Below are 24,328 nucleotides of genomic sequence, written 5' to 3' on the forward strand. Positions count from 1 at the left end.
TCGATTCCTTGGGGGGAGTGATGGGCTTGTCGGGACTGCGAAGGCTGCTGCAGAGCGTATTGCTGTGTCTGGCCCTCGCCGCGACGACGGGGTCGGCCTGGGCCGGTCCCGCCCATGAGCTGGTGCTGGGAAGGATCAGCGACGACCCGAAGTCTCACTATGCACAGCTGCAGCCGCTGCTGGATTACGTGGTTCCGCGCATGCGCGATGTCGGCATTACCGAAGGTCGCATCCTGATGGCGCGGGACGCCCAGCAGATGGCCAGTTATCTGCGCCGCGGCCGGGTCGACTGGGTCACTGAAACCTCCGGCACCGCCGTCGCGCTGGGCCTGCGCAGCGGCGCCAGGCCCCTGCTGCTGACCGAACGCAGCGGCGTGCGCGAGTACCACACGGTGTTCTTCGTGCGCCGCGAGAGCCCCATCCAGACCCTGGAAGACCTGCGCGGGCATACGCTGGCACTGCAGAACGTGGCCTCCACCAGCGCCTACCTGGTGCCGGTGATGACCCTGCTGCAGCACGGGCAGACCCCGGAGATCCTGGCCTCGCTGGGTGATACTGCCGCGCCGGACACGGTCGGGTATGTGTTCGCGCGGTCCGAGTCCAACATCGCCACCTTCGTGCACAAGGGGCTGGTGGATGCCGGGGCGGTCAGCAGCGTGGACTGGTCCGATGGCAAGCGCATCCCGGCCAACTTCGTGCGTGACTTCCGTGTCATCCACCGCACCGAGCCCTATCCGCGCGCGGTGGAAATGGTGCGCGAAGGGCTGGATCCGCGGGTGCGCGACCGTCTGCAGCAGGTCCTGCTGGAGGCCGCCTCGGATCCACAGGGGCGCAGTGCATTGAACGTTTTTTTTGGTACCTCCGGGTTCCACCGTGTGGATGCACAGATGCAACGCCGGCTGGATGAATTGAAACTGGGCTTGACGCGCGTGCGGATGGAAGTGGAATGAGTCGGTTGGGTTCCGGAATGCAGGCAAAGTTCGTGCTGGCGATGAGCGGTGCGATGCTGGTGGTGGTGGCCATCGTGGCGGTGGTGCTGGGGCGCCAGGCGACGATGCAGGGCGAGGTGCAGCACCTCAGCGGCAACGTGATCCATGACCTGTTCGACCGCAGCGTGCGCAGCCGGGGGGAGGCCTTGGCGCGCGAGCTGTCCGATGCGCTGGCCAACCCGCTGTACTACAACGATCTGGAGCAGGTCGGTGCGCTGGTGCGCAACACCTCGCGCCAGCAGGTGGTGCGCTACGTGCTGGTGTTCGACGAGAAGGGCCGGCTGATCCACGACGGTTCGGTGGACGTGCTCGAGTTCGGTCAGCCGATGCGCGATCCACTGGCGAGCGGTGCGGTCCAGGCGCGCGAGCTGGTGGTCCAGCAATCACCCAAGGTGCTCGACAACGCGATGCCGATCATGATCGGCAACCAGCGTATTGGCGGTGTCCGCGTGGGCATGGCGCTGGATGACGTCCAGGCGATGGAGAAGAAAGCCAACCAGACCCTGGGCGAGCGGCTGCAGCAGGTCGGCAAGCGGCATCTGGGCTGGCTGCTGCTGATGCTGGGCCTGCTGGTCGGCATTGGCGCAGTGGTGATCATCTATGTGCAGCGCACGCTGGTCACGCCGATCCGCTGGCTGGCCGGTGCCGCCCGCCAGATCGAAGCCGGCGACTACAACCTGCAGATGCGCCAGAGCCATCGCCAGGATGAGGTGGGCGAGCTGGTGCGGGCGTTCGGGCGGATGAGCCAGGCCATCGCCCGGCATGACCGTGAAGTGCGGCACATGGCCTACACCGATGCGCTGACCGGCCTGACCAATCGGCTGGCCTTCCGCGAAGCGCTGGACCATCGGCTGATGGCCGCGCGTGCCTCGGGCCATCGGCTGGGACTGCTGTTCGCCGACATGGATGACTTCAAGCGCGTCAACGATACGCTTGGCCATGAAGCCGGCGATGAAGCGCTGCTGCAGTTCGCCCAGCGCATCAGCGCTGCCGTCGCGCAAGCCGGGGGCGATGAGGCCTTGCTGGCCCGCTTCGGTGGCGATGAGTTCGTGATCCTGATCGGTGAAGGTGATGTGGCCGCCCGCGCCCGCGAACTTGCCGAACTCCTGGTGCGCGAGCTGGGGCAGCCGCTGGTCGTGCAGGGCAGGGAGCTGTTCCTGGGCACCTCGATCGGTGTGACCCTGTTCCCGGACGATGCCGCCGATGCCACCACGCTGCTCAAGAACGGCGACATCGCGATGTACCAGGCCAAGATGGCCGGCAAGAACTGCTACCGCTACTACAGCCGGGCGATGGACCACGCGGTCGAGCGCCGCGTGCACATGGAGCAGGAGCTGCGCGGGGCTTGGGAGCGCGGCGAGTTGCGGCTGGCCTATCAGCCGATCTTCCGCACCCGCGACCGCCGCATGGTCGGCGTGGAAGTCCTGCTGCGCTGGCAGCACCCGACCCTGGGGACGATTCCGCCCTCGGTGTTCATCGAAGTGGCCGAGCAGAGCGGCCTGATCGAAGTGATCGGCCCCAAGGTGCTGCGCGCGGCCTGCACCGAGGCGGTGCAGTGGCCGGCGGGCGCTGATGGTGAAGGCCTGTTCGTGTCGGTCAACGTGTCACCACGCCAGCTGCGCGGTGGCGAGCTGCCGACGCTGGTCGCCGACTGCCTGCGCGACACCGGGCTGCCGGCCTCGCGCCTGCACCTGGAGCTGACCGAAACGGCGGTGATCGGCGATGAGATGCTGGCCGCCGCCCTGCTCGACAAGCTGCACCGGACCGGCGTAAAGGTCTGGCTGGACGATTTCGGGACCGGCTTCTCCGGGCTGAGCCACCTGCGCCAGGTGCCGGTGGACGGGGTCAAGATCGACAAGAGTTTCGTGGCCGACATGCAGCGCGACCCGGACGACCTGGCCTTGACCACGGCGATCATCGCCATGGCCCATGCACTGGGCATCACCGTGGTCGCCGAAGGCATCGAGCAGGAAGTGCAGTTCGACCTGCTGGCCCAGCGCGGTTGCGACCTGGGCCAGGGCTACTGGCTGAGCCACCCGGTCAGCGCGACCGAGGTGGTGCAGATGATCGAGGCCGGCCGCTGACGCTAGACCGGCCGTTTGCTGCTGTCGCCGGAGATCTCGCGGACCAGCTTGGGGACCAGGTAGCCGGACAGGCGCGCGGTCAGCTGCGCATGCAGGTCCTTGGCGGTGTCGTCGGCCACTTCGAAATGGGCCACGCCTTCCACCCGGTCCACCTGGTAGAGGTAGTAGGGCAGCACGCCCGCCGCGAAGCTGCGCTCGCTCAGGCCCTGCAGCGCCTCGATCGAATCGTTGACCCCGCGCAGCAGCACCGCCTGGTTGAGCAGGGTGGCGCCGGCCGCGCGCAGGCGCGCCATGGCGGCATCCACGGACGCATCGAATTCGTTGGCGTGATTGGCATGGATCACGAACGCCACCGGCCACGGCAGCGACGCGATCCACTGCACCAGCTCGTCATCCACGCGCTCGGGCAGCACCACCGGCAGGCGGCTGTGGATGCGCAGGCGGCGCAGGTGCGGAATCTGCTTCAGGGCGTGGGTCAGTTCCACCAGCTTGTGGGTCGCCAGCGACAGCGGGTCGCCGCCGGACAGGATCACCTCGTCGATGTCCGGGTCCTGCGCGATTGCCTCCACTGCATCGCGCCAGCCTTCGCGGGCCGCGTTCTCGGTGCCGTAGTCGAAATGGCGGCGGAAGCAGTAGCGGCAGTTGATCGCGCAGCTGCCGGTGGTGACCAGCAGGGCACGGCCGCGGTACTTCTGGATGACCCCGGTGGCCTTCTTGGCCGCGCCATCGCCCACCGCATCCAGGCTGAAGCCGGGGACGATCCTGAGCTCGTCGGTGATCGGCAGCACCTGGCGCAGCAGGGGGTCGTGGCGGTCGCCGTGACGCATCCGGGCCGCGAAGCCCTGCGGCACACGCACCGCGAACTGGCCGGCGGCCTCGTCCGAGACGCCCAGTGCCGCCGGATCCAGCCCCAGCTGCCGCAGCAGCTCGCGCGGGTCGCGGATCGCCTCGCGCCACCGTTGCTGCCAGCGGACGGGGGCGGCCAGGGGCGTGGCGGAAAGCTGCATGGAATGGGGGCCTGCGGTTATCATGTGGGTCAGAAATATCGAGTCACCCCACCGGTGTCGGTGGGATTTCCCATTCTATCCGGCTCGCCGCGCCTGCGCGGCGTTTGCCCATTCAGGAGTTTCAGCATGGCCACTGTTGGCATGAACGACGTCAAGAACGGGATGAAGATCCTGGTCAACAATGAACCAGCGGTCATCACCGAGACCGAATACGTCAAGCCGGGCAAGGGCCAGGCCTTCACCCGCATGAAGTACCGCTTCATCAAGTCGGGCCGCGTGGTCGAAATGACCATGAAGGCCACCGATGACGTGGAGAAGGCCGACGTCGTGGATACCAACATGGACTTCATGTACAGCGACGGCGAGTTCTGGCACTTCATGGACCCGGAATCCTTCGAGCAGGTCCAGGCCACCAAGGCTGGCATGGGTGGCGCCGAGAAGTGGCTGAAGGGCGAAGAGTCCTGCATCGTCACGCTGTGGAACGGCGAGCCGATCTTCGTGCAGCCGCCGAACTTCGTCGAGCTGAAGATCACCGAAACCGATCCGGGCGTCCGTGGCGACACCTCGGGCGGTGGCGGCAAGCCGGCCACCCTGGAAACCGGCGCGGTGGTCCGCGTGCCGCTGTTCGTCAACCAGGATGAAATCATCAAGGTCGACACCCGCTCGGGCGAATACTCCGCGCGCGCAGGCAAGTAATCCGGGTACGCGGCAGCGCATTCGCGCTGGCGCTCCCACGATCCGCGCTGCGGATCGTGGGCCCCGACTCACCAGCACCCGCACCCCGCCGCTTCGCGGCCCCCCTGATTCAGGGGCCAGTCCTCCAGAAGCATCGCGGTAGCCGTCCAGCATGGGGCCGGTCTTCTAAGGTTCGAGGTAGGCCCTGCCGCAGGCTGACCTGTTTCTCCAGCAAAGTGAGTCCGCATGACCGACACCGCCCGCATTCCCGAAACCTGTGACCTGCTGATCGAAGCCGGTTACGTGGTCCCGATCGAACCGCATGCGGTGGTGCTGGAAGACCATGCCGTGGCGGTGCGTGGCAGTGAGATCATCGCGATCCTGCCGCGTGCCGAGGCGCGCGAGCGCTTTGCGCCGAAGCAGACCGTCTCACGCCCGGACGCGGCGCTGATGCCGGGCCTGGTCAACGCGCATACCCACAATCCCATGACCCTGCTGCGGGGCGTCGCCGACGACCTGCCGCTGATGGTCTGGCTGCAGCAGCACATCTGGCCGGTCGAGGCGGCGGTGATCGGGCCGGAGTTCGTGGCCGACGGCACCACCCTGGCGATCGCCGAGATGCTGCGCGGCGGTACCACCTGCGCCAACGAAAACTACTTCTTCTCCGACGTCCAGGCCGCCGTCTACAAGCAGCACGGGTTCCGTGCGCTGGTCGGTGCGGTGATCATCGATTTCCCGACCGCCTGGGCCAAGACCGACGACGAGTACTTCGCCAAGGCCGGCGAGCTGCACGACCAGTGGCGCAACGATCCGCTGATCGGCACCTCGTTCGCCCCGCACGCGCCGTACACCGTCAACGACGCCAATTTCGAACGTGTGCGCATGTTGTCCGACCAGCTGGACATGCAGGTGCACCTGCACACGCATGAAACCGCGCAGGAAATCAGCGACTCGATCAAGCTGCATGGTCAGCGCCCGCTGGCGCGTTTGGACCGCCTGGGCCTGGTCAACGACCGCCTGATCGCGGTGCACATGACCCAGCTGACCGAGGCCGAAATCCACCTGTGCGCCGAGCGTGGCGTCAGCGTGGTGCATTGCCCCGAATCCAATCTCAAGCTCGCCTCCGGGTTCTGCCCGGCCTGCGCTCTGCAGCGCGCTGGCGTGAACCTGGCGATCGGCACCGACGGCTGCGCCAGCAACAACGACCTGGACATGTTCAGCGAGAACCGCACCGCGGCCATCCTGGCCAAGGCCGTGGCCAATGACGCCACCGCGCTGGACGCGGCCACCACGCTGCGCGCGGCGACGCTGGGTGGCGCGCGCGCGCTGGGCTTCGGCGACCGCATCGGCTCGATCGAGGTCGGCAAGCAGGCCGATCTGGTCTGCGTGGATCTGTCCGCACTGGAAACCCAACCGCTTCACCATGTGCTCTCGCAGCTCGTCTACGCCGCCGGCCGCCATCAGGTCAGCGATGTCTGGATCGCCGGCCAGCCCAAGCTGGTCCAGCGCGAACTGGTCGGCATGGACACCGCCGCGATCGTCGCCAACGCCCGCCAGTGGCGCGAGCGTATCCGACACATCCGTGCTTGATGCACCAAGGATCCCCATGAATACCCCCCATGCCTCCACCAATTTCGATCAGGCCGAACTGGACAAGTTCGCCGCGCTCGCCAACCGCTGGTGGGACGTCGATGGCCCGCAGAAGCCGCTGCATGCACTGAACCCGGTGCGCCTGCAGTACGTGGCCCAGCGCGTGACGCTGCGTGGCGCCCGCGTGCTCGACATCGGCTGCGGTGGCGGCCTGCTCAGCGAAGCGCTGGCCAAGGAAGGCGCGGATGTCACCGCGATCGACCTGGCCCCGGAGCTGGTCAAGGTCGCACGCCTGCACGGGCTGGAGTCGGGCGTCACCGTTGACTACCGCGTGCAGGCCGCTGAGGACCTGGCCGCCGAACAGCCGGGCAGCTTCGATGTGGTGACCTGCATGGAAATGCTGGAGCATGTGCCGGACCCGGGCGCGATCATCGCCGCCTGCCACCGCCTGCTCAAGCCCGGCGGTCAGCTGTTCCTGTCCACCGTCAACCGCACCCCGGCCGCGTTCGCCGTGGCGATCGTCGGCGCCGAGTATGTGGCGCGGCTGCTGCCCAAGGGCACGCATCACTACCAGGATTTCATCAAGCCGGCCGAGCTGGGCAAGTGGCTGCGCGAGGCCGATTTCAACCTGCGTGACGTCAGTGGCATGGCCTATGAGCCGTGGCGCAACCGTGCCCGCCTGAGCACGCGCACCGACATCAATTACCTGGCCCACGCGGTCAAGCCGGACGACGCCGCGCGTGTCTGAGTCCGGTTTCCCGCCGGCGGTGCTGTTCGACCTGGACGGCACCCTGCTGGACAGCGCCCCGGACATGCTGGCCACCGCCAACGCGATGCTGGCCGCCCGCGGGCGCGCGCCGATCACCCTGGACGCGCTGCGTCCGGTGGTCTCCAAGGGCTCACGCGCGATGGTCTCGGTGGCCTTTCCCGAGCTGGGGCAGGATGAACGTGATGCGCTGGTGCCGGAGTTCTTGGAACGCTACGAAGGCCTGATCGGACAGCACGCGGTGCTGTTTGACGGCATCGCCGGCATGCTCGACGCGCTCGATGCGGCCGGCTGTGTCTGGGGCATCGTCACCAACAAGCCCGAATACCTGGCCCGGTTGATCGTGCCGCAGCTGGGCTGGGAACAGCGCTGCAAGGTACTGATCGGCGGCGACACCCTGGCCCAGCGCAAACCGCATCCTCTGCCGCTGCTGGCCGCTGCCGAACGCATGGGCGTCGCCCCGGGCACCTGTGTCTATGTGGGCGATGACGAGCGCGACATCGTCGCCGCCAACGCCGCCGGCATGGCGTCGGTCGCCGCGTTGTGGGGTTACCGGCTCGACGCCGACGATCCCGCGGCCTGGGGCGCCGATACGCTGACCGCACTTCCCGAACACCTGCAACATGCCAAGGCGTGGCCGCTTCCGCGCACGCTCTAGTCTTTCAAGGAATACACCGTGAGTACTCCCAGCGCCCTGGACAGTTTCCTGGACAAGTGGCGGACCCGCTGGCCCGAGTGGCAGGTGGCCGAACGCTTCGTGCCCGAGAGCCAGCGCACCCTGGTGGTGGCGTGGTTCTCGCTGCTGCAGGAGTTCGACGACATCCTCAATACCGCCGGCGACCCGATGCCGTCCGACGCCAAACTGGCGTGGTGGGGCGAAGAGCTGCGCAGCTGGTCCGCACAGCGCTCGCGCCATCCGCTGGGCCGCGTGCTCGAGCCGGTGCGCGCACCGTGGGCAGCGCTGGCCGAAACGCTGCCGGATCTGATTGAAGCGCGGGCGGTGCCGGTGGATCCGGGCCACGCGCTGCGTTCGCTGCAGGCCTATGCGGCCGCAGTGGCGGCGGTCGAAGCGGTGATGTTCGATACCCCGGCACGTGGCGATGTCGCGACGCCGGTGCTGGTGCAGACGCTGGCGCAGCGCCTGCATGAGAGTGGCGTTGCCGCCATTCCGCGTTCGCTGCTGGCCGAGGATGACAACCAGGCGTCGCGCACATGGGCCCAGCAGTTGCTGGCGAAGTGGCCGGCGCGCGTTGCCGGCCCGCGGCCCCGTCGGCTGTACGCCGCGTTGGCCCGTGCCCGCCAGCAGACCTGGGCGCAGGACCGCCAGTACCAGGCCACGCCGATGCGTACGCTGTGGCAGAGCTGGTGGGCTGCGCGAGGCTGAGGGTGACTGCCGGCCAGCGGCCGGCACGCCGTTACTTGCTGCGTTCCAGCACCAGCAGCGGGTCGATGCGGGTATCGAACCAGTTCATGCCCCAATGCAGATGCGGGCCGGTCGCGCGACCGGTCGCACCGACCGCCGCGATCACCTGGCCCTGCTCGACGCGGTCGCCGACCTTCACGTCGATGCGCGACAGATGCAGGAAATTCGAGCTGATCCCGAAGCCGTGATCCAGCAGCAGCGTGCCGCCGGTCAGATACAGGTCCGGGCCAGCGAAGGTGACCACGCCGGCGGCCGGTGCCTTCACCGGGGTGCCGGTCGGCACCGCAATGTCCATGCCGGAGTGACCCGAACCGGGTTGGCCGTTATAGACGCGCGCATTGCCGAAGCGGCCGCTGATGCGGCCCTGCACCGGCCAGATGAAGGCCTGGGCGAAGTCCGCCCGGTTGTCATCGCGGGCCCGCGCGGCGGTGACCTGCGCCTGCTCGCGCTTGATCCGCTCGGCAATTGCCGGCGGCGGATTGACGGTCTTCGGCGGTACGCCGTTGACGCGCTCGGTCGGCCAGTCGCGCGGGGTGACCGCGATGCTGGCCGTTTCACTGCCGCCGTCCGGTCGCGTCACCTGCACCTGCAGCGGACCCTTCTCGTCGCGGCCAATGCCAAACACCACGCTGCCGTAACCGCTCACGCGAAGGCTGCGGCCGCCGTACTGCACGACGCTGCCGGCCGGCACCTTGCCGATCACCATCGCGCCCTGCGAGGCGCTGGCCGGAAACACTACGCGCGCATCAGCCTGGGCCACGGCGGGCGAGGGCAGCAGACTGCCCATCGCCACGACGCCGGCGGCCGCCAGGGCCGCGCTCAACACCCGTGCCCGCATCAGCGGTCGAAGCTCATGCGCTGGCCATTCGGCGAACCCACCAGCTTCTCGCCATCCCACGCCAACTGCCCGTTGACCCAGGTCGAGGCGATGCGCGAACGGAAGGTGGTGCCCTCAAACGGCGACCAGCCGCACTTGGACAGCACGTCTTCGCGCTTGACGGTGAAGGGCACATCTTCGACCAGCACCAGATCGGCGAAGTAGCCTTCGCGCAGGTAGCCGCGCTGGCTGACGTCGAACAGCTGCGCCGGTGCGTGCGCGAACTTCTGCACGACCTGGGTGATCTCCAGCTTGCCTTCGTGCACCAGCTCCAACGCGGCGACCAGCGCGTACTGCACCAGCGGCAGGCCGGACGGCGCCTGCGCATAGGGCTTCTGCTTCTCTTCCCAGGTGTGCGGCGCATGATCGGTGGCGAGCACGTCGATCACGTCATCGGCCACGGCACGGGTCAGCGCCTCGCGGTCGCTGGCTTCCTTGATCGCCGGGTTGCACTTGATCAGGTTGCCCAGCCGCGCGTAATCGCTGCGGTCGAAACGCAGGAAGTGGATGCAGGTTTCGGCGGTGATCTGCTTGCGGCTGCCATCGGCGCGGATCAGCGGGCCGCGTTCGAACAGGGCCAGCTCATCGGCGGTGGAGATGTGAAGCACATGCAGGCGGGTGCCGTGCTTCTTCGCCAGCGAGACGGCCAGCTCGGAGGACTTCAGGCAGGCCTCGCGCGAGCGGATGTCCGGGTGCTGCTCGGCACTCAGGGCATCGCCATATTTCTCGGCGTACTCCTTGGCCTTGGCATCGATCATCGGCGTGTCTTCGCAATGCGTGATGATCGGGGTGGGCGCGTCGCGGAAGATCGCATCCAGCGTTTCCGGGTTGTCCACCAGCATGTTGCCGGTGGAGGCGCCCATGAACACCTTGATGCCCGGCGCGGTCTTGGGATCCAGCGACTGGATGTGGGCCAGGTTGTCGTTGCTGGCGCCCATGTAGAACCCGTAGTTGGCGCGTGCGCGGCCGGCGGCGGCATCGTACTTGGACTGCAGGATCTCGGCGTTGAGCGTGGGCGGGTTGGTGTTGGGCATGTCCATGAAGCTGGTCAGGCCGCCGGCGACGGCCGCGCCTGATTCGGTCGCGATGTCGCCCTTGTGGGTGAGGCCGGGCTCACGGAAATGGACCTGGTCGTCGATCATGCCCGGCAGCAGCCAGCGGCCGGCGGCATCGACCACGGTTTCGCCGGGACGGGCCTCCAGGCCGGGGCCGATCTGCGCGATGCGGCCATCTTCGATGCGCAGGTCACCCTGGGTGATGGTGCCTTCGTTGACCAGGCGGGCGTTGACGATGAGGGTGGAGGACATTCAGTGTTTTCCTGTGCAGCGGCAGGTGGCGTCGTGCGCGGCGCGCGGTGGCACCTCGTCGATGCCACCGGGGTGGAAGGGGTGGCAGCGGCCCAGCCGGCGCGCGGCCAGCCAGCTGCCGCGCGCGGGGCCATGGGTGGCGATGGCTTGCATGGCGTATTCAGAACAACTGGGCATGAAGCGGCAACGCGGCCCCAGCAGCGGGCTGATGAAGCGCTTGTAGAAGCGCAGCAGGGCGATGAGCAGGCGTGAGATCACCCCCCAATCTTATTCCAGTTGGCATGAAGGGCGCATTTGTCGCAGGATGGGGCGTTGGACCCGTCCGCACCCACGCGCGCGACGGGCCGCCCCGGCGGTGTCGCCGGGTCAGGTACCGAACTGCGCACGTCGGCCCGCCTGCCAGGCGGACCGGTCGCACGCCTTGCGACTCCGGGGCTGAACGGAGTAGGCGGTGTGGTTGCTGCTGCTGGTCGGGTAGGCTATAAAGGCCCGCTTTCCCGGGCCCCGGGGAATCCAAGGAAGAGCGTTTCGTGGCTGCTAAAAAAACTGCAAAGAAGGCCGTCAAGGCCGCCAAGAAAACCGCCAAGCCTGTTGTAAAGAAGTTGGCGGCCAAGACCGTTGCCAAGAAGCCGGCCGCCAAGCCGGCGGGCAAGCCTGCATCCAAACAACCGGCGGCCAGGAAGGCACCCGTTAAAAAGGCGGCCAGCACGTCGCCGGCCAAGACCGTCAAGAAGGCTGTCGCCAAGAAGCCTGCTGCCAAGACGGTGGTGGCCAAGAAGACCGTCGCCAAGAAGGTCGTTGCCAAGAAGTCGACGGTCGCCAAGCCGGTTGCCACGCCCGCCAAGCGCGCGGCAGGCAAGCCGGTAAGCAAGGCGCCCGTCAAGAAAGCCGCTGCGAGCAAGACGGCAGCCAAGAAGACCGTGACGCCTGCTGTCGCCAAACCGGCGGCCAAGCCGGCACCGGCGAAGAAGACCGCAGTCAAGCAGGCACCGGCCACGCCGGTGAAGGCCAGCAAGACCGCCAGCAAGCCCGTGGCATCCAAGCCGGCCGCCAAGCCGGTTGCAGCACCCGTAGTGAAGTCCGCACCGAAGCCGGCATCGCCGGCGCCGGCCAAGTCTGTCCCGGCCAAGAGCGCGGCCAAACCTGTTACCCCTCCGGCCTCCGCGCCGGCGCCGGTGGCAGCGGCCCCCGCCTCCAAGGCCCCGCAAAACAAGAATCCCGTGCCCGTTTCGAAATCGCCTGCAAAAACCCCCGCCAAGTCCGAGTCCGCCCCCAAGCCCGTGTCCCGTCCGGTCGGCAAGGTCGCCGTTGCCGTGGCAGCGCGTTCGGCCGCCCCGGCCCCTCGCACCAAGGTGAAGGTGGTCGAATACAAGACTGACGAAGCCACCGGTCGTCCGATCCTGCCCGACGGTTACAAGCCGAGCGCGGAAGAGGAATACATGAGCCCGCTGCAGCTGGAGTATTTCCGCCAGCGCCTGCAGCACTGGCGCAATGATCTGGTGGAGGAATCCAAGCAGACCATCGCGAATCTGCAGGAAGAAGTGCGTGATATCGGCGATGAGGCCGAGCGCGCTACCCGCGAGACCGAGAACTCGCTGGAACTGCGTACCCGCGATCGTTATCGCAAGCTGATCGGCAAGATCAACAGCACGCTGAAGCGTCTGGAAGATGGCGATTATGGTTTCTGTGTGGATACGGGCGAAGAGATTGGCCTGGATCGTCTGGAAGCCCGCCTGACCGCTGAGCGCACGATCGATGCGCAGGAGCGTTGGGAGCATCTGCAGAAGCAGCAGGGCGACTGATCGCGCTGTTGGTTGTGCTGTTCTACGAAAAACCCGGCTTCGGCCGGGTTTTTTTTGGCTGTTCGCTTTTGGGTTGTGTTGCTTGGGTTGGGTGGGCGCCTGAAGCGTCGGCGCCTTGGTTGATCCGTGGCTGGAGTGGGTCGGGTAGCCCTGGCCGGGACCCGCCGTGAACCCATCCATGGGGGCTCGTAGTGCGCCATCCATGGCGCCCTACGGTCCCGGCCAGGGCTACCCGACCCACTCCCGACAGGTTCATGGGTTGGCGGCAGGAAGAGCTTGGACTCCCGCTTCGGACACGGTCTCGGCCGACTGCCAGTGCCGGCTGGATCGTCGGGACATGCTGGGTGCTGGTCCGGATCTTCGTCCCGCGCTTTGCGCGGCATCCACTTTCAGCCAAAGCCGTAAGTCGACGCGGGACGCCGTAGCAGTGTCGAATTCATAAAAGGCAAGCGGTATGCCGAAAGCCAACAGCCAACAGCCAACAGCCAACAGCCAACAGCTAACTGCGATCAACCGGCGCTGTACACCGTGAGTAATAAGCCGTGAGACGTCCGCTATTTGCTGTTCGCCGTTCGCTTTTCGCTGTTGATTCCGCGCAAGCAACCCACTGTCCATGGGTGGACGGGTAGCGCAGTGAAGGACCGTGTGCGGCATGGATGCCGCACTACGAGCCCCCATGGATGGGTTCACGGCGGGTCCTGCACTGCGCTGCCCGGCCGCCCAATCGCAGAATCAAGAAGGCGCCGAGCCGACAACGCATGCACCCCAACCGCGCAGCGCCAGCCAACCAGCCGGCCAGTCATCGAGCTGGGCAGCACCAAGCAATCAGCCGGCCAAATCCTCAATGCAGATCGCGCAGATTCAACCGCCGCAGCGTCGGATTCTTCCAGGCCGTAATGCCCGCCACGCTCAACACCGCAAAGCCACCCAGCACCACCGCCGGGACCAGCCCCAACAGCTTCGCCATCGTGCCCGCATAGAACGCGCCCAACTCATTGGACGAACTGATGAAAATGCCATTGATCGACGACACCCGACCACGCATCTCCTCCGGCGTCGCCAACTGCAGAATCGTCGAACGCACCACCACCGACACACCGTCGAACGCGCCGTAGAACAACAGAATCGCCGCCGACAGCCAGAAATTCGACGACAGCCCGAACCCGATCACACACAGACCAAAGCCGGCCACCGCGAACAACAGCACACGCCCCGCATTGCGCTGCAGCGGCCTGCGCGCCAACCACAGCCCCACGCACACCGAACCCAGCGCCGGCGCCGCACGCAGCACCCCCAGCCCCTCCGGCCCGTGATGCAGGATCTCGTGCAGGAACGCCGGCAGCATCGCCACCACGCCCCCGAGCAACACAGAGAACATGTCCAGCGCCATGGCCCCGACCATGATCTTGTTGCCCAGCACGAAACGGCCGCCCTCGGCGATGCTCTTGAAGATCGGGGCCGCCGGGCCCGTATGCACCGGCTCGGACACCCGCAGTGCCGCCAGGCAGCCAAGCGCGACCAGCGATACCCCCATGGCCACCCCGTAGGCCACGCCCTTGCCACCCCACGCCACCAGTGCGCCGCCCAAGGCCGGGCCAACCACCATGCCGGTCTGGAACACCACTGCGCCCAGCCCCGCGCCACGCGCGTACTGCGTGCGCTCCAGCACGCGGGCGAACAGTGCGTTGTAGATCGGCGAGAGGAACGCGCGGACCATGCCAGTCAGTGCGATCGCCGCATAGATCGGCCACACCCCGTGGAACGGCAGCCAGCCCTGGGCGACGGAGGTCAGCACCAATGCGGTCATCACCAGCCCGCTGCAGGCAACCATGCCCAGCCGGCGGCGGGGCAGGTGGTCGACCAGGTAGCCGGCAAACGGCGCCACGCAGAAGAATGGGAGCACCTCGGCCAGGCCGACCAGGCCCAGCGAGAAGGGATTGCGGGTGACTTCGTAGATATGCCAGCCGACCGTCACCGCAACGATCTGGTAGGAGAGCATCGCGAAGATGCGGTACGCCAGCACCAGCGAAAAGCCCGGGCGGGCCAGAAGCTGCAGGGCGCTGTCCGGCTCCTGCGGATCGGCGGAGAGCGTCACGACTGCGCTTGAGCGGTGTCGCGGATGAAAGCCAGCATCGCCGCGACGCCGTTGCTGCGGGTCGGCGACAGGTGACGCGACAGCCCGATCTCCTGGATGTAGCTCGGCTCGGTGGCCAGGATCTCGGCCGCCGAACGGCCCGAGTAGACGCGCAGGGCCAGGTAGATCAGGCCGGAGACGATCGCCGAATCACTGATGGCATGGAAACGCAGCGCCTCGGCATTGCCGTCCGGCACGATCCAGACCATCGACTGGCAGCCGAGCAGGCGATGCTCCTCGGTCTTCCATTCCTCCGGGAAGGTGGGCAGCTTGCGGCCGAGGTCGATCAGGTACTGGTAGCGCTCGGACCAGTCACCGAAGAAGGCGAATTCCTCGGCGATGGCAGCCTGGGCTTCAGCAGCAGTGGGTTCGAGCGGGAACGGGGAGGTGGGGGTCATGGGGGCTCCGGGTCGGTGTTCGCCGTCCGTGGGTGACCGTACAGGTGCGGGGGGAGGCAGCCCGGCCGTCCGTGGCCGGGGCGATGTCATGGCAATGCCCAGTGGCTCGGGCGGTGCCGGGTAACGCGCGACGGTCAGCCGGGCGGTCTTTCAGCGCTTGCGCGACCAGCGCACGCCTTGAGCGGTGTCTTCCAGCACGATGCCTTCGGCGGCCAACCGGTCGCGGATCGCATCGGCGCGGGCGAAGTCGCGGGCCTGCTTGGCAGCGGAGCGTTCGTCGATCAGGGCCTGGATGGCCGCATCGTCGTCGTTGCCGCCCGCGGTGCCGAACCATGCCCCCGGATCCTGCTGCAGCAGGCCCAGCGCCAGGCCGGCACCTAGCAGCGCGGACTTCCAGTACGCCTTGTCGGCCTCGGCAGCCTTGCGCGCCTCACCGGCGATACGGGCCAGTTCGGCCAGTGCCTGCGGCGTATTGAGGTCGTCATCCAGCGCGGCCTCGATCTCGGCCGGAATCACCGCAGCGGCGTCCACCTCGACAAGGTCGCGCAGGGTGCCGTACAGGCGGTCCAGCGTGCGTACCGACTGCTCGATCAGCGCATCGGACCAGTCCAGCGGCTGCCGGTAGTGGGCCGACAGCAGCGCATAGCGCAGCGCCTCCGGGGCATGCTGGCGGACCAGATCGTGCACGCGCTCGATGTTGCCGATCGACTTGCTCATCTTGGCACCGCCGAAGTTGAGCATGCCGTTGTGCAGCCAGAAGCGGGCGAAGGTCTGCCCGCCGTGCGCGCACTCGCTCTGCGCGATCTCGTTCTCGTGATGGGGGAACTGCAGGTCCACGCCGCCGGCGTGGATGTCGATGGTCGGCCCCAGATGCGCGGCGGCCATCGCCGAGCACTCGATGTGCCAGCCCGGCCGGCCGCGACCCCACGGCGACGCCCAGCCCGGCAGGTCGTCGCTGGAGGGCTTCCACAGCACGAAATCACCCGGGTCGCGCTTGTATGGGGCCACGTCCACACGGGCACCGGCCAGCATCTCGTCCGGGTCGCGGCGCGAGAGCTTGCCGTAGTCCGCATAGGAACTCACCGAGAACAACACGTGGCCTTCGGCCGCATAGGCGTGTCCGTTGGCGATCAGCTGCTCGATCATGGTGACGATGTGCGGGATGTGCGCGGTGGCTTCCGGCTCGATATCCGGCGGCACCACGCCCAGTGCGGCCATGTCTTCGCGGTAGGCGGCGGCAAAGCGGTCAGTGATGGTGCTGATCGGGACCTGCTGCTCGCGTGCGGCCGTGTTGATCTTGTCATCCACGTCAGTGATGTTGCGGGCATAGCGCAGGCCGCCGAAGCGGCGCCGCAGCAGATCGGCCAGGACCCCGAACACTACCGGGCCACGGGCATTGCCGATGTGGACGTAGTTGTAGACCGTGGGGCCACACACATACAGGGTCGGACAGGTCGGATCGAGCGGGGTGAACGGTTCGAGCTGGCGTGTCAGGTTGTTGTGCAGGCGCAGGGTCATGAGGGTCTGGGGCGGGGGTAAGCGGTCGATTTTAGAACGTGTCGGGGGCTTTGGGGGGGATGTGGCCGGGGCGGGCTGTCGGCGGGTAACTGACTGGAACGACACCGGTACACCTCTGGCACGCCGGGAACGAGGCCCGCCGTTGTGGGCTTCCGGGCGAGCGGACGGTCCGGACTATGGGCAGAAACGTCACGGACGGGTAATGTTCAGCCCCTTGTGCCTGCCACTGCCTACACTATCCCCCTTGTCCTTTTCCCTGTTGCCGATGAAATCCGCTTCGTTGTTGACGCTGGTCTGCGTGCTCGGAAGTGCCGCCTTCGGGGTGCGCGCCCAGGACAGTGAGGTGCGCAACCGGGTCGTCATCGTGGAGAACGTCAAGTTCGACTACGCCCAGGTGCTCAACGTGGAGCCCATCTTCCAGACCCTGCGGGCCACACGCACCGAAGAACACTGCGAGCCGGTCTCCACCCGCACCCTGGCCCCGGTCAACGTGACCGGCGAGGAGCCGCAGGAAGACAAGGGCCGCTTCGGCCGCTTCATGGATTCGGTGCGCTCGATCTTCCGCCGGGAGGATGGCAGCACGGACGAGAGCACCTATTCGGAGACCGTTGTGGTCGAGAAGCCGCCGGCCAATACCGGGCCGCTGCTGACCCGGGACTGCAAGATCATCCCGGTCGGCCGCGAGTTCCGCCGGCCGATCGCCTATGACGTTGACTACGTTTACAAGGGCACCAAATACCGCTCCCGCCTGCCGGAGGACCCGGGCAACCGGCTCAAGATCCGGGTCTCGATCACCCCGTGGGTGGGCAACGAGCAGGCTGGCGGCGCCAACCCGTGACCCGCGCCTGCGCCCCAGCCGTCGTCGCGGTCAACCTGAATTTCCATTCAGGCCTTGCACCCACCCCGGGTGCATGCAAAGATGGGCGGCCATGAAACTCACCGACTTCCAGCACGACACCAGCGCCGCCCGTATGGCTACGGGCATGACGTCGCGTGCCCGCCGACCGGAACCCCACATTTTCGCTGGGTAACCGGAGCTTCGTGCTGTCTGTTCGGAAAACCCAGCCCCCGCGCTGGGTTTTTTCGTTTCTGCGATTTGAAAAGTTTCATCTGTATACGTTTTGTTGAGCCCTGAACGCGCCCCGGCGCCCCCAACCTCCGCCGGAAACGGTGGAAAACCAGCCGCAAAGGATCGATCGATGTCCCTGAAGCACTTCCTGAACACCCAGGATTGGAGCCGCACCGACCTGGATGCCCTGTTGACCCAGGCCGCGTTGTTCAAGCGCAACAAACTGGGCGACGAGCTCAAGGGCAAGTCGATTGCCCTGGTGTTCTTCAATCCCTCCATGCGTACCCGCACCAGCTTCGAGCTGGGTGCGTTCCAGCTGGGCGGCCACGCGATCGTGCTGCAGCCGGGCAAAGACGCCTGGCCGATCGAGTTCAACCTGGGCTCGGTCATGGACGGGGACACCGAGGAGCACATCGCCGAAGTGGCCAAGGTGCTGGGCCGCTATGTGGACCTGATCGGTGTGCGTGCCTTCCCGAAGTTCATCGACTGGACCAAGGACCGCGAGGACGAAGTGCTCAAGAGCTTCGCCAAGTACTCGCCGGTGCCGGTGATCAACATGGAAACCATCACCCACCCGTGCCAGGAACTGGCCCATGTGATGGCGCTGCAGGAACACTTCGGCACCCAGGACCTGCGCGGCAAGAAGTACGTGCTGACCTGGACCTATCATCCCAAGCCGCTCAACACCGCAGTGGCCAACTCGGCCCTGACCATCGCCACCCGCATGGGCATGGACGTGACCCTGCTGTGCCCGACCCCGGATTACATCTTGGATGAGCGCTACATGGGCTGGGCCGAGCAGAACGTGGCCGAGAGTGGCGGTTCGCTCCAGGTCAGCCATGACATCGCCAGCGCCTACGCCGGCGCGGACGTGGTGTACGCCAAGAGCTGGGGCGCGCTGCCGTTCTTCGGCAACTGGGAGCCGGAGAAGCCGATCCGCGACCAGTACAAGCACTTCATCGTCGACGAAGCCAAGATGGCGCTGACCAACAACGGTGTCTTCAGCCACTGCCTGCCGCTGCGCCGCAACGTGAAGGCGACTGATGGCGTGATGGATTCGGCGCAGTGCATCGCGATCAACGAAGCCGAAAACCGCCTGCATGTGCAGAAGGCGATCATGTCGGCATTGATCGGCCGGTAAAGCCGACGAGGGGTCGAGCCGACCGTTGGTCGGCTGCTCCTCAACCGGCGCATCCCACATTCCAGCCGACCAACGGTCGGCTCTACCGAATTCTCACCCCCCCTATTGGACCTGACCCCCATGAGCAAGAAAGACATCGTCCTGGCCTTCTCCGGCGGACTCGACACCAGCTTCTGCGTGCCCTACCTGCAGGAGCGCGGCTACAACGTGCACACCGTGTTCGCCGACACCGGTGGCGTGGATGACGAAGAGCGCGATTTCATCGAGAAGCGTGCCGCTGAGCTGGGCGTCACCACCCATGTCACCGTCGATGGTGGCCCGGCGATCTGGAGTGGCTTCGTCAAGCCGTTCGTGTGGGCCGGCGAAGGCTACCAGGGCCAGTACCCGCTGCTGGTCTCCGATCGCTACCTGATCGTGGATGCCGCGCTCAAGCGCGCCGCCGAACTGGGCACCAATATCATCGCCCACGGCTGCACCGGCATGGGCAACGACCAGGTCCGCTTCGACCTGGCCGTGAAGGCATTGGGCGATTACCAGATCGTCGCGCCGATCCGCGAAATCCAGAAGGAACACACCCAGACCCGCGCTTACGAGCAGAAGTACCTGGAAGAGCGTGGCTTCGGCGTGCGTGCCAAGCAGCAGGCCTACACCATCAATGAAAACCTGCTCGGCCTGACCATGTCCGGCGGCGAGATCGACCGTTGGGAAGCGCCGGGCGAGGGTGCCCGTGGCTGGTGCGCCCCGCGCAGCGAATGGCCGGTCGAGCCGCTGACCGTCACGTTGAAGTTCGTCGAAGGCGAAGCCGTCGAGCTGGATGGCAAGGCGCTGCCGGGTGAGCAGATCCTGGCCAAGCTCAACAAGCTGTTCGCCCCGTACGGCGTGGGCCGTGGCGTCTACACCGGTGACACCGTGATCGGCCTGAAGGGCCGCATCGTGTTCGAAGCGCCGGGCCTGGTGTCGCTGCTGGCCGCGCACCGCGCGCTGGAAGATGCGGTGCTGACCAAGCAGCAGAACCGCTTCAAGCCGGACGTGGCACGCAAGTGGGTGGAGCTGGTGTACGAAGGCTTCTACCACGACCCGCTGAAGACCGACATCGAAGCCTTCCTGAAGTCTTCGCAGGCCAAGGTGAACGGTGAAGTGGTGCTGGAAACCCGTGGCGGCCGTGTCGACGCCGTGGCGGTGAAGTCGCCGCACCTGCTCAACACCAAGGGCGCCACCTATGCGCAGTCCGCTGACTGGGGCGTGGAAGAGGCGGAAGGCTTCATCAAGCTGTTCGGCATGAGCTCGACGCTTTACGCGCAAGTCAATCGCTGAGCGATTGAATTGCGCGCGCGTCTCCCGCGCATTCTTCCTCAACCCCGCGCCGTTGGCGCGCCCCCTTGAATACCAAGGGGGCTCTCCACCAGACGCATTCCGGTAGCAGCGCCTGGCCATGCCCGGCGGAAATCCACAGGATTGTTGATTCATGCTTGAACAGACACTCGATCATCTGCAGCAGCTCGTGTCGTTCGATACGCGCAATCCGCCGCGTGCGATCACCACCGGCGGCATCTTCGATTATCTGCGCGCGAACCTGCCCGGGTTCAACGTGGAGGTGATCGACCATGGCGACGGTGCAGTCAGCCTGTATGCGGTGCGTGGCACCCCGAAGTACCTGTTCAACGTGCACCTGGATACCGTGCCGGATTCGCCGCATTGGACGGCCGACCCGCACGTGATGCGGCGCGCGGATGATCGTGTGATCGGCCTGGGCGTGTGCGATATCAAGGGCGCCGCGGCGGCGTTGGTGGCGGCTGCGAACGCCAGCGATGGCGACGCCGCGTTCCTGTTCTCCAGCGACGAGGAGGCCAACGACCCGCGTTGCATCGCCGCGTTCCTCGCCCGTGGCATTGCGTATGAGGCAGTGCTGGTGGCCGAGCCGACGATGAGCGAAGCGGTACTCGCGCACCGTGGCATCAGCTCGGTGCTGATGCAGTTCAAGGGCCGCGCCGGGCATGCCTCGGGCAAGCAGGATGCGGCCGCCAGCGCACTGCATCAGGCGATGCGCTGGGGCAACCGCGCGTTGGACCATGTCGAGTCGTTGTCGCATGCGCGCTTTGGCGGGCTGACCGGCCTGCGCTTCAACATCGGGCGCGTGGAAGGCGGCATCAAGGCCAACATGATCGCGCCCGCCGCCGAGGTGCGCTTCGGCTTCCGCCCGCTGCCGTCGATGGATATCGATGCGCTGCTGGCCACCTTTGCCGGTTTCGCCGAACCGGAGGCCGCGGTGTTCACCGAGACCTTCCGCGGTCCCAGCTTCCCGGCCGGCGATATTGCCGAAGCAGAAAACCGCCGTCTGGCTGCGCGTGACGTGGCCGATGCGCTGGACATCCCGATCGGCAACGCGGTGGATTTCTGGACCGAGGCTTCGCTGTTCTCGGCCGGGGGGTACACCACGCTGGTATACGGCCCGGGCGACATCGCCCAGGCGCACACCGCCGATGAGTTCGTGACGCTGGAGCAGCTGCAGCGTTACACCAAATCCGTGCACCGCATCATCGCGCACGGCGCTTGATCGAATGACGCCGTCGTGGTCCCCCACTGACGGAACTCCCATCGCGGCTGCGGCCGCCTGCGACGATATCGAAATGCCTTCTTCCCAGCCCCACCGCCAGACCCGTCAGACCATCGTGCGCCTGCTCTCGAGCATGGCCAGCGCGAAGGAGATCAGTCAGTACCTCAAGCGTTTCTCGCAGCTGGACGCCAAGCGCTTCGCCGTGGTGAAGGTGGGCGGCGCGGTGCTGCGCGATGACCTTGAGGCGCTGACCTCCTCGCTGTCGTTCCTGCAGGAAGTCGGCCTGACTCCGATCGTGCTGCACGGCGCCGGCCCGCAGCTGGACGCCGAACTCTCGGCGGCCGGCATCGAGAAGCAGACCGTGAACGGCCTGCGCGTGACCTCGGCCGAAGGCCTGGCGATCGTGCGCCGGGTGTTCCAGGCCTCCAACCTGCAACTGGTCGAAGCGCTGCAGCAGAACGGTGCGCGCGCGACCTCGATTACCGGCGGCGTGTTCGAAGCCGAGTATCTGGATCAGACCACCTACGGCCTGGTCGGTGAAGTCAAGAAGGTCAACCTGGCCCCGATCGAAGCCAGTCTGCGCGCCGGCTCGATCCCGGTGATCACCAGCCTGGGCGAAACCCGCTGCGGGCAGATCCTCAACGTCAACGCTGATTTCGCCGCCAACGAGCTGGTGCAGGAACTGCAGCCGTACAAGATCATCTTCCTGACCGGTACCGGTGGTCTGCTCGATGAAGAGGGCAAGGTGATCGACTCGATCAACCTCTCCACCGAGTACGACCAGCTGATGCAGCAGCCGTGGATCCATGGCGGCATGCGGGTCAAGATCGAACAGATCAAGGACCTGCTGGATCGGCTGCCACTGGAGTCCTCGGTGTCGATCACGCGGCCGGCGGACCTGGCCAAGGAACTGTTCACCCACAAGGGCTCCGGCACGCTGGTGCGCAAGGGTGAGAAAGTGCTGCGCGCCACCGCGTGGGATGCACTGGATCTGCCGCGTCTGAAGCAGCTGATCGAATCCAGCTTCGGCCGTACCCTGGTACCGGATTACTTCCAGAAGACCAAGCTGCTGCGCGCGTACGTGAGTGAAAACTACCGTACTGCGGTGATCCTCACCGACGAGCCCGAAGGCGTCTACCTGGACAAGTTCGCCGTGCTCGATGACGCCCAGGGCGAAGGCCTCGGCCGTGCGGTCTGGAACGTCATGCTGGACGAAACCCCGCAGCTGTTCTGGCGTTCGCGCAACGGCAACCCGATCAATCACTTCTACTACGCGCAATCCGATGGCTGCTACAAGCAGGGCCACTGGAAGGTGTTCTGGTTCGGCGCCGACGGCTTCGACCGCATCAAAGCGTACGTCGAGCATTGCGCTGCACGTACCCCCAGCCTGGAGGGCTGAACCCGATGAATCTCGCCGATTGGACCAAGGTCCCCACACTGGCCGGCACCCATGCCCGGCTGGAGCCGCTGCAGATGGCGCATATCGATGGCCTGCGCGGTGCACTGGGGGATGGCACCTTGTCCAAGCTCTGGTACACCCAGGTGCCCAGCGCGAAGACCATGACCGCCTATGTCCAGGCCGCGCTGCAGGCGCAGGTCGAGGGCAAGGTGTTGCCGTTCGTGGTCCTCAACGGGGCCGATGAAGTGGTCGGCACCACGCGCTACTACGGCCTGGAGGCCGAGGTGCCGCGCCTGAGCATCGGCTACACCTGGTACGGTGAGGCCGCGCAGCGCACCGGCATCAATACCGAGGCCAAGCTGATGCTGCTCACCCATGCCTTCGAGCGGCTGGAATGCCTGAGCGTGGTGTTTGAAACCAGCTGGTTCAACTTCACCTCGCGCACCGCGATCGCGCGGTTGGGGGCCAAGCAGGACGGCGTGCTGCGCAACCACAAGCGCCACCCGGACGGCACCCCGCGCGACACCGTCATCTTCTCCATCATCGATGCGGAATGGCAGGGGGTGAAACGCCACCTGCAGCACCGCCTGGACGCACACGCATGAGCATCAAGACCTTCACCGTCGGCATCGTCGGCGCCCGTGGCCACACCGGCGCCGAGCTGATCAAACTGATCGCCGCCCATCCGCACCTGCAGCTGGGCTTCGTGTCCTCGCGCGAACTGGCCGGCCAGCGCGTGAGCGATCACCACCGCGACTGGCACGGTGAGCTGCAGTTCGAAAACCTGGATGCCGATGCCGTCGCCGCCAAGGGCATGGACGCGGTGATCCTGGCATTGCCCAATGGGCTGTCCGCGCCCTTCGTCAACGCCTTGGATGCGGCCAAGCCAGACACCGTGATCGTCGACCTCTCGGCCGATCAGCGCTTCGAGCCCAGCTGGTATTACGGCCTGCCGGAGCTGACCCGGGGCGATTACCTGGGCCAGAAGCACATCAGCAACCCGGGCTGCTACGCCACCGCGATGCAGCTGGCGATCAGCCCGCTGCTGCAGCAGTTGGCCGGCCCGCCGCAGTGCTTCGGTGTCTCCGGTTACTCCGGCGCGGGCACCACGCCCTCGGACAAGAACAATCCCGAACTGCTGCGCGACAACCTGATGCCGTACGCGCTGACCAACCATGTGCACGAGCGCGAAGTCACCGCGCACCTGCGCGTGCCGGTCGAGTTCATGCCGCACGTGGCGCCGCACTTCCGCGGCATCACCATGACCGTGAACCTGTGGCTCAACACGGTGGTCTCGCGCGAGGACGTGATCGCGCTGTACCAGAAGTATTACGCCAACGAAGCGCTGATCGAAGTACTGGACGAAGCACCGTGGGTCAGCCGCATTGCCGGCCGGCACGGTGTGCAGATCGGCGGCTTCGACGTGGCCCCGGGCGGCAAGCGCGTGGTGGTGGTGGCGACTCTGGACAACCTGCTCAAGGGCGCGGCCACCCAGGCGATGCAGAACCTCAACCTGGCGCTGGGCCTGGACGAACTGGCTTCCATCCCGCACTGAATTCCCACGGCGCAGCGCAGTCGTGCGCGCGCCCTGACAA

22 protein-coding genes are annotated in these 24,328 nt (G+C 66.5%); 15 read left to right on the plus strand and 7 right to left on the minus strand.

The window, feature by feature from the left end:
- The first annotated feature begins 26 nt into the window (after positions 1–26).
- Positions 27–950, plus strand: coding sequence for a phosphate/phosphite/phosphonate ABC transporter substrate-binding protein (locus tag AC13F7_RS10960; RefSeq protein WP_483000296.1), 924 nt, complete (start codon positions 27–29; stop codon positions 948–950).
- Positions 947–3,073 carry a putative bifunctional diguanylate cyclase/phosphodiesterase gene (locus AC13F7_RS10965; protein WP_483000298.1) on the plus strand — a complete coding sequence of 709 codons (2,127 nt, stop codon included), beginning with the start codon at positions 947–949 and terminating at the stop codon, positions 3,071–3,073. The genes AC13F7_RS10960 and AC13F7_RS10965 overlap by 4 nt, the downstream gene beginning before the upstream one ends.
- A 2-nt stretch (positions 3,074–3,075) precedes the next feature.
- On the opposite strand, the gene epmB is transcribed toward AC13F7_RS10965, so the two are convergent.
- Positions 3,076–4,080 (minus strand): EF-P beta-lysylation protein EpmB, encoded by a 1,005-nt coding sequence (gene epmB, locus AC13F7_RS10970; RefSeq protein ID WP_483000300.1) that lies wholly within the window; start codon positions 4,078–4,080, stop codon positions 3,076–3,078.
- A 126-nt stretch (positions 4,081–4,206) separates the two neighbouring features.
- Between epmB and efp the strand changes: the two genes are divergently transcribed.
- The 5 genes from efp to AC13F7_RS10995 all read left to right on the plus strand — a co-directional run bounded on the left by efp (position 4,207) and on the right by AC13F7_RS10995 (position 8,495).
- On the plus strand, positions 4,207–4,776 hold the full coding sequence (gene efp / locus AC13F7_RS10975; protein WP_019182820.1) for an elongation factor P: 570 nt from the start codon (positions 4,207–4,209) through the stop codon (positions 4,774–4,776).
- A 225-nt stretch (positions 4,777–5,001) separates the two neighbouring features.
- Complete coding sequence (locus AC13F7_RS10980) at positions 5,002–6,345, plus strand: TRZ/ATZ family hydrolase (RefSeq protein ID WP_346471994.1); 1,344 nt, start codon at positions 5,002–5,004, stop codon at positions 6,343–6,345.
- A 16-nt stretch (positions 6,346–6,361) separates the two neighbouring features.
- Positions 6,362–7,093: a bifunctional 2-polyprenyl-6-hydroxyphenol methylase/3-demethylubiquinol 3-O-methyltransferase UbiG gene (gene ubiG, locus AC13F7_RS10985; protein ID WP_121038225.1), complete on the plus strand. Its 732-nt coding sequence runs from the start codon at positions 6,362–6,364 to the stop codon at positions 7,091–7,093.
- On the plus strand, positions 7,086–7,769 hold the full coding sequence (locus AC13F7_RS10990) for a phosphoglycolate phosphatase (RefSeq protein ID WP_483000303.1): 684 nt from the start codon (positions 7,086–7,088) through the stop codon (positions 7,767–7,769). The genes ubiG and AC13F7_RS10990 overlap by 8 nt, the downstream gene beginning before the upstream one ends.
- An 18-nt stretch (positions 7,770–7,787) precedes the next feature.
- A complete protein-coding gene (locus tag AC13F7_RS10995) occupies positions 7,788–8,495 on the plus strand; it encodes a squalene/phytoene synthase family protein (protein WP_483000305.1) in 708 nt (235 codons plus the stop codon).
- Between the two features lie 31 nt (positions 8,496–8,526).
- On the opposite strand, the gene AC13F7_RS11000 is transcribed toward AC13F7_RS10995, so the two are convergent.
- The 3 genes from AC13F7_RS11000 to yidD are packed head-to-tail and all read right to left on the minus strand — an operon-like array spanning position 8,527 to position 10,976.
- Positions 8,527–9,372 (minus strand): M23 family metallopeptidase, encoded by an 846-nt coding sequence (locus AC13F7_RS11000; RefSeq protein ID WP_483000307.1) that lies wholly within the window; start codon positions 9,370–9,372, stop codon positions 8,527–8,529.
- Positions 9,372–10,718 carry a dihydroorotase gene (locus AC13F7_RS11005; RefSeq protein ID WP_481469150.1) on the minus strand — a complete coding sequence of 449 codons (1,347 nt, stop codon included), beginning with the start codon at positions 10,716–10,718 and terminating at the stop codon, positions 9,372–9,374. The genes AC13F7_RS11000 and AC13F7_RS11005 overlap by 1 nt, the downstream gene beginning before the upstream one ends.
- Positions 10,719–10,976, minus strand: coding sequence for a membrane protein insertion efficiency factor YidD (yidD, locus tag AC13F7_RS11010; protein WP_121038212.1), 258 nt, complete (start codon positions 10,974–10,976; stop codon positions 10,719–10,721).
- Positions 10,977–11,248: 272 nt separating this feature from the next.
- Between yidD and dksA the strand changes: the two genes are divergently transcribed.
- The gene (dksA, locus tag AC13F7_RS11015; protein WP_481469149.1) at positions 11,249–12,520 is read left to right on the plus strand and encodes an RNA polymerase-binding protein DksA; all 1,272 of its coding nucleotides are present in this window, start codon (positions 11,249–11,251) and stop codon (positions 12,518–12,520) included.
- Between the two features lie 841 nt (positions 12,521–13,361).
- Here the strand turns inward: dksA and AC13F7_RS11020 are convergent.
- The 3 genes from AC13F7_RS11020 to cysS form a co-directional block, all read right to left on the minus strand.
- Complete coding sequence (locus AC13F7_RS11020; protein WP_483000310.1) at positions 13,362–14,615, minus strand: MFS transporter; 1,254 nt, start codon at positions 14,613–14,615, stop codon at positions 13,362–13,364.
- A complete protein-coding gene (locus tag AC13F7_RS11025; RefSeq protein WP_483000314.1) occupies positions 14,612–15,052 on the minus strand; it encodes a SufE family protein in 441 nt (146 codons plus the stop codon). The genes AC13F7_RS11020 and AC13F7_RS11025 overlap by 4 nt, the downstream gene beginning before the upstream one ends.
- Positions 15,053–15,202: 150 nt before the next feature.
- A complete protein-coding gene (cysS, locus tag AC13F7_RS11030; protein ID WP_483000319.1) occupies positions 15,203–16,570 on the minus strand; it encodes a cysteine--tRNA ligase in 1,368 nt (455 codons plus the stop codon).
- Between the two features lie 265 nt (positions 16,571–16,835).
- Here cysS and AC13F7_RS11035 point away from each other — a divergent pair, with 265 nt between their 5' ends.
- The 7 genes from AC13F7_RS11035 to argC all read left to right on the plus strand — a co-directional run bounded on the left by AC13F7_RS11035 (position 16,836) and on the right by argC (position 24,288).
- Positions 16,836–17,408, plus strand: a complete 573-nt coding sequence (locus AC13F7_RS11035; RefSeq protein ID WP_483000321.1) for a hypothetical protein — start codon at positions 16,836–16,838, stop codon at positions 17,406–17,408.
- 361 nt (positions 17,409–17,769) lie between these two features.
- Positions 17,770–18,780, plus strand: a complete 1,011-nt coding sequence (locus AC13F7_RS11040) for an N-acetylornithine carbamoyltransferase (RefSeq protein WP_346472005.1) — start codon at positions 17,770–17,772, stop codon at positions 18,778–18,780.
- Positions 18,781–18,900: 120 nt separating this feature from the next.
- Positions 18,901–20,094 carry an argininosuccinate synthase gene (locus tag AC13F7_RS11045; RefSeq protein ID WP_481469140.1) on the plus strand — a complete coding sequence of 398 codons (1,194 nt, stop codon included), beginning with the start codon at positions 18,901–18,903 and terminating at the stop codon, positions 20,092–20,094.
- Positions 20,095–20,245: 151 nt separating this feature from the next.
- Positions 20,246–21,334 carry an acetylornithine deacetylase gene (locus tag AC13F7_RS11050; RefSeq protein ID WP_483000323.1) on the plus strand — a complete coding sequence of 363 codons (1,089 nt, stop codon included), beginning with the start codon at positions 20,246–20,248 and terminating at the stop codon, positions 21,332–21,334.
- A gap of 73 nt (positions 21,335–21,407) precedes the next feature.
- Complete coding sequence (locus AC13F7_RS11055) at positions 21,408–22,733, plus strand: acetylglutamate kinase (protein ID WP_483000325.1); 1,326 nt, start codon at positions 21,408–21,410, stop codon at positions 22,731–22,733.
- Between the two features lie 5 nt (positions 22,734–22,738).
- A complete protein-coding gene (locus tag AC13F7_RS11060; RefSeq protein WP_483000327.1) occupies positions 22,739–23,338 on the plus strand; it encodes a GNAT family N-acetyltransferase in 600 nt (199 codons plus the stop codon).
- Positions 23,335–24,288: an N-acetyl-gamma-glutamyl-phosphate reductase gene (argC, locus tag AC13F7_RS11065; protein WP_483000329.1), complete on the plus strand. Its 954-nt coding sequence runs from the start codon at positions 23,335–23,337 to the stop codon at positions 24,286–24,288. Before AC13F7_RS11060 ends, argC begins: the two co-directional genes overlap by 4 nt.
- The last annotated feature ends 40 nt before the right edge of the window (positions 24,289–24,328 follow it).

Source organism: Stenotrophomonas sp. K-6 (assembly GCF_056861555.1).